This is a genomic window from Bradyrhizobium sp. IC4059, assembly GCF_020193615.1.
Lineage (GTDB): Bacteria > Pseudomonadota > Alphaproteobacteria > Rhizobiales > Xanthobacteraceae > Bradyrhizobium > Bradyrhizobium yuanmingense.
Genome location: NZ_JADYVH010000028.1, coordinates 1 through 5,297, shown reverse-complemented (window position 1 = coordinate 5,297; position 5,297 = coordinate 1). Strand labels below are relative to the sequence as shown.

Annotated in this window: 3 protein-coding genes and 2 pseudogenes; 4 read left to right on the top strand and 1 reads right to left on the bottom strand. The window is 57.4% G+C overall.

Annotated elements, in window-relative coordinates; genetic code table 11:
• Window positions 1-1,246: 1,246 nt before the first annotated feature.
• The 4 genes and pseudogenes from I6F12_RS36890 to I6F12_RS36875 form a co-directional block, all read left to right on the top strand.
• Entirely contained in the window at window positions 1,247-2,419 is a 1,173-nt protein-coding gene (locus I6F12_RS36890; protein ID WP_225158531.1) for a Xaa-Pro peptidase family protein, read from the top strand.
• A 119-nt stretch (window positions 2,420-2,538) separates the two neighbouring features.
• Window positions 2,539-2,733, top strand: coding sequence for a hypothetical protein (locus I6F12_RS36885; RefSeq protein WP_225158530.1), 195 nt, complete (start codon window positions 2,539-2,541; stop codon window positions 2,731-2,733).
• 380 nt (window positions 2,734-3,113) lie between these two features.
• Window positions 3,114-4,217, top strand: a complete 1,104-nt coding sequence (locus I6F12_RS36880; RefSeq protein WP_225158529.1) for an ABC transporter substrate-binding protein — start codon at window positions 3,114-3,116, stop codon at window positions 4,215-4,217.
• A gap of 177 nt (window positions 4,218-4,394) precedes the next feature.
• A pseudogene (locus tag I6F12_RS36875) lies at window positions 4,395-5,048 on the top strand (ABC transporter ATP-binding protein); the annotation flags it as partial.
• Between the two features lie 20 nt (window positions 5,049-5,068).
• On the opposite strand, the pseudogene I6F12_RS36870 reads toward I6F12_RS36875, so the two are convergent.
• A pseudogene (locus tag I6F12_RS36870) lies at window positions 5,069-5,297 on the bottom strand (integrase core domain-containing protein); the annotation flags it as partial.

Genomic DNA, 5,297 nt, shown 5'->3' with positions numbered 1-5,297 from the left:
GCCGGCCTCATGCTCATTCAAAATCCCGATGATCTGCTCTTCCGAAAAGCGGCTGCGCTTCATGCTCTGGGCCTCGTCGTGGGCCAGAACGAACTTCAAACTGGATTAAGCCCGACGGGCAAGGTCAGAAGGGCCGGGCTCGGGGCTCCGAGGAGACCATGCCGGGCGCTGACTTTTTGCGCCCGAGCCGATGTGCCGGAGCTACCTCGATGGCGATAGTGTCAGTTTCGCTAGGCAGCGATCGTGCGGTATGGCATTGATGCACCTCAATCAAATCGCCTTCCCTCCCGACCGGGGGGCCTCGGAAGAGATGTAGTACGAAGCTCCAACTGCGAAGAGCTGACGGCTACTGGATTTCGTCGTATTTGCTCTTACCGCGCGGAAAAAACGCGCTGCAGCTGGAAAGGATGGCGAATTTAAACGCTAGGCTGGTTGTAGACTCACGGAATGACCTCAGCAGCTTCACCCAGCCTCGGAATTCTAAGTCTCGAGCGCGGAACGTCAGCAGTCGCTCTGTCGCCTCCTCGTCCGGCGGGGGCGCTCTCCAGCCCGAACACTTATGATTTTCCAGTCATCATTGAAACGGTAGCTGGTGCGTGGGTCGATAACGTAGTTCGGGGAGATCCTGCTCTGGAGGGCGCCTACGTTGCAGCTGCCCGGCGGCTTGTGCAGCGCGGTGCAGTCGCCATTACTTCCAACTGCGGCTTTTCGGTTCGACACCAAGCGGCGGTGGCGGCTTCCGTCGATGTACCAGTTGGGATGTCAAGCCTCCTACTGTTGCCCAGCTTGGTCGGCCTTGTGCCTCCGAGGGCCAAGATCCTTGTGATGACCTATGATTCGTCTCACTGTGGGAAGGATTTGTTTGGACTCGATGATCCGCATGATCTTAATAGAATTGTGATTGGAGGTATCGAGGGGGGGGCGTTCTGGCAAAACGAGATGCGGCGCCCTCCGCCTCCAACGGATAATCGGGACATTGAGCGAGATGTTCTTGGGCGAGTTAGGAGCCTTCGTGCGGAGCACCCCGAAATCGGGGCGATCTTGCTTGAGTGTGCTAGCTTTCCATTGACTGCGCCCGCCCTCCGGCGGGAAGAGCGGTTGCCTGTTTATGACATCACGCACCTCTGTCGTTTGATGCTCGCGTCTGTGCGGTGAGGCGGCAGGGTTGGGTTTGCGTAGCGGATGGCCGGTCTATCTGAGCCGGTAGGATCAAGCGCGACAATGTTAAGGATTGATGGAGGCAGGTGTGACTGTGCAGCTATCGGCAATTCCCCGGGCTAATCTTCCGTTTCCAGTATCGGAATACGAGAAGCGCCAGCAGCGAGTGCTGAACGCGGCGGCTGCCGCGGGCCTCGACGCGATCTTGGTTACAGCGCACGGGCACCTTCGCTACCTTAGCGGTTACAGCGGCTACGGTGGATACTTTGGCCCGTTTCCGTTGATTCTCGCGCCAGGGTTGCCTGCTACGTATGTTGTACGAGAGTATGAAGTCCAGTCCGTCCGTGACGAAGGTTGCGTAAAGAGAGTCATTGGGTATACGCACCTGCGTGAATTCGGAAAGGTTTGTGCCGATGTGCTGCGAAAGCATGGACTGCAGAAAAAGAGAGTGGGCTTAGAGCTGGGCTGTTGGAACCTCGCGCCAGCCGACGTATTTGCCCTCCAGGCGGAACTTCCTGAATTGAAGATCGTCGACGCAAGCAAGATCGTCTCCGCTGTTGCCACGGTCAAGAGCGATCTGGAGTTGCGGGCCATGCGAGATGCTATGGCGACGACGGACTTGGCAATTCGTACGTTCCAGCAGACGCTGCATAGCGGTGTGACAGAGATTGAAGTAGCTGACGCGGTTCAAGAAGCGGTGAGGCTTGCTGGTGGGGAGCCGGCCAACGTGGTTTCGCTGGGATTTGGCGACCGAAACAAACTGCCGCACGGAAAGCCGTCTAGCCATCGGTTAAGCAATAACGAACCGGCGATGATCGAGGTCGGATGCTACAAGGATTTCTACGCCGCCGCTTTGGTTCGCAGCGCTGTCCTTGGCAGACATCCGGAAACTGAAGCTCTGCACGCTTTGGCGGAGGAAGCCCTGGAAGCCGGGATCGCGGCTGCGAAACCCGGCGTGACGTTGGGAGAGGTGGATGCGGCCGTGCGAAAAGTCGTCGCACGATCCCGCCGCCCGGACGCGTTCAGGCATCGCACCGGTTATCAGATCGGCGCACCTTGGAACGAGCGGGGCAATCTCAGTCTGGAGCCTGGGGCAACCGAAGTTATCGAGACCGGAATGACGTTTCACATGCCAATCATTCTGTTCAGCGAGGGCGGGTATCTCTTTGGGTGCAGCGAAACGGTCGTCGTGACCGAGCGTGGCGCTGCACCGCTGAGCACAACAACGCATGCCCTTTACCGCACCTCATGCGGGCAATAACACGCCGCAGGGGGCATGCGATTGCAGCGTGTTTAAGCCCGCCAGAACGCCCCAAGGAGTCTTCAGGTGAAGAACTCTGATTCAACGTGAGGCGAGCTGCACTCGAGCCGGAGAAAGATTTGGCGCAACAAGAGGCGTGCACGGCAAGGAATCATGGTGGTTTTGCCGGCCTGTTCCTGAAGAAGCCGGTGGCCTGCTGGCTGGCGAAGCTGAAGGAGGCCGTTGTGTCGCCGGGGCCGATCAATGATTTCGAGCAGGTGCTTTCCGATCGGCACGTGCAATCTGGTGAAGGCGGATCATCCCTTCGATCCTGATCCGCAAAGCGCTGACGCTGTCGGGCGCCCCCGATCAAGGACTGCCGCGCGCCGCCGCTGCTCTGAGAGAACACGCTGGCGAGCATGGCCCCGCGACACGAAAGCGCCGCCCTCCACCATCGTATTGCGCGATGCGGTCAGATTCACTCGGCACTGCATCGCTCATATCCAAATCTTGATATTTGCTCCTAGACTTTGCATCGATGCGCGCGCGAGGCCTGATATGCAGTCGAAAAAGCGCCGGCCGGCCTAAACCAACGCAAGATTCCCGCTGATCTGGTGTGCAAATTGACCAAACACGACTTTAAGGCGCCCTTACTGTTCTCGAAACAATAATAGCCGACTACAATCACATGATCGCCAACCTAGGGAGCGAAATTATGAGCTTTTTAATGAACCGCAGGCGTATCCTCCAGGCCGGCTCCTCCGCCGTGTTAGCGAATGCCATGAGTTCGATGGCCGGCAATGCTTGGGCGGCGACCGATGACCTGCGCGTCGTCGTCTACGGCGGTGACGTAGCAAAGGCTTATATTGACGCCTATGTGAAACCGTTTGAGGCCGAGACGGGGATCAAGGTCACTCCGATCACCGACCAAATCACCTCTACCCAGCTTGAGCTGATGGTGAGCACCAAGAGCGTTACGGTTGATGTGGTTCCTCTCACACAAGGCTCCACCATTGCCGCCGGGGCGAAGGGTCTTCTCGAACCGATCGATTATTCGATTTTCAAGAAAGATGAACTGGAGGGTATCCTTGATTTCGTCAAACATCCTTTCGGCGTGGGACAGCAAGTCTTTTCTTTCGTCATGGTTTGCAACACAGACAAATATCCGTCTGACAAACCGCGGCCGACGACATGGGCTGACTTCTGGGACGTCAAGAAGTTTCCTGGTGTTCGCACACTGATATCTGGCCGAAGTGGTGGTGAAGGACCTTGGGAGGAAGCGTTGTTGGCCGATGGCGTCGCTCCGGACAAGATCTATCCCATGGATGTGGACCGGATTTTTGCAAGCTTGGACAAGATCAAGCCGCACATTCGAAAGTGGTGGACGGTCGGCTCCGAGATACAGCAGATAATGACTGACAAGGCGGCTGATCTTATGCAGTCCTATGATGGACGAGCGGGCTTGGTCGTTTCCCGGGGCGCTCCAATGGCCATCAATCGGAATCAGTGCAAGCTGCAGTGGGACACCTGGGCAATTCCGAAGGGTAGCCCGAATGCCGCGAACGCACAGAAGTTCATTGAGTTCGCCACCCGTGCGGAGCGCCAAGCTGCTTTGTCGCAGATCTATCCAGCCGGTCCTGCTAATCGCTACGCCTTCAAGCTCCTCCCTGAGCAGCTAGCCCGCAAACTAGCCAGTCACCCTGACTACTTGGCCGGCAGCATTGTCATGAACGGGAAATGGTACAGTCACCGAGGGGCTGACGGAAAAACCAATTTCGAGCGGCTCCGCGAACGCTGGAACGAGTGGATTCTCAGCTGACTCTGGGATCGTTTAGATCACGAGGCATGACGACTACGGGCTCGTCGGGTCGCCATGCCAACTCTCATGTCGAGGAGCCATGATGCCAAATGCTCTAATCTTCAGCTGTCAAAAACTCGCTGATCGTCCTGTGATCGTGCCTGTCAACAGTTTTGTCGCCATGCCTGCAACGAAGCGATAGAGAAAGAGGTGACTCTCGCACAAATCGAATTTCGGAATGTCACTAAGACGTATGGAGCACTCGCTGCTGTCAAGGACCTCTCGTTGAGCGTCCGTCAGGGGAGTTCCTGACCATTCTCGTCCGAGTGGCTCGGGCAAGACGTCATCATTGATGTTGCTCGCCGGCTGTTAGATGCCGAATCGAGACGAAATCTTTATTGCTGGAAACGCCGTCGCGGCCGTTCGCTCTTACCGGCGCGATCAGGGTATTGTTTTTCAGAGCTATGCGCTGTGTCCCCACCTCAGTGTGCGACGCAGCCTTGAATTTCCTCTCTAAATGCGCAGCAGAAGGGCTGCCGAGAGGGCAATGCGCGTCGATCGGATTCTTGCGCGCGTGCATCTCGACGGCTTGGGAGACCGCATGCCCTCTCAATTGATGGAGGCCAGCAGCAGCGAGTCGCGGTTGTGCGTGCCTTAATAGCCGATCCACCGATCCTTCTGCTCGACGAGCCACTTGGCGCACTCGATCGCAATCTACGCGAGCAGATGCAGAGCGAAATCAAGAGTTTGCACAAGGAGTTTAGTATGACTACCGTATGCGTCACACAAGACCAAGACGAGGCGCTCACACTATCCGATCGTATTGTTGCCATGCGCGCTGGGCGGATTGAGCATGACCTTGCCCCCAAGTTTTATCCAGTCCTGAGTTCGCTCCGGCTGTTGGATTGGCCCGGTTGGGCCGTGGTAGCGACGGGAGCTGGCGCGGAGCCATCGGCATAGCGCAGCGCCAGATCCCGTCGCGGGTTGCAGGTGAAGGCGAACTCCGATGGTGTTTTCCATCCGAGTTGCGAGTGAGGTCGCGTATCGTTGTAGTCGGCCCGCCAATGTCCGAGTTCGACTCGGGCCTAGCCCAGCGACGTG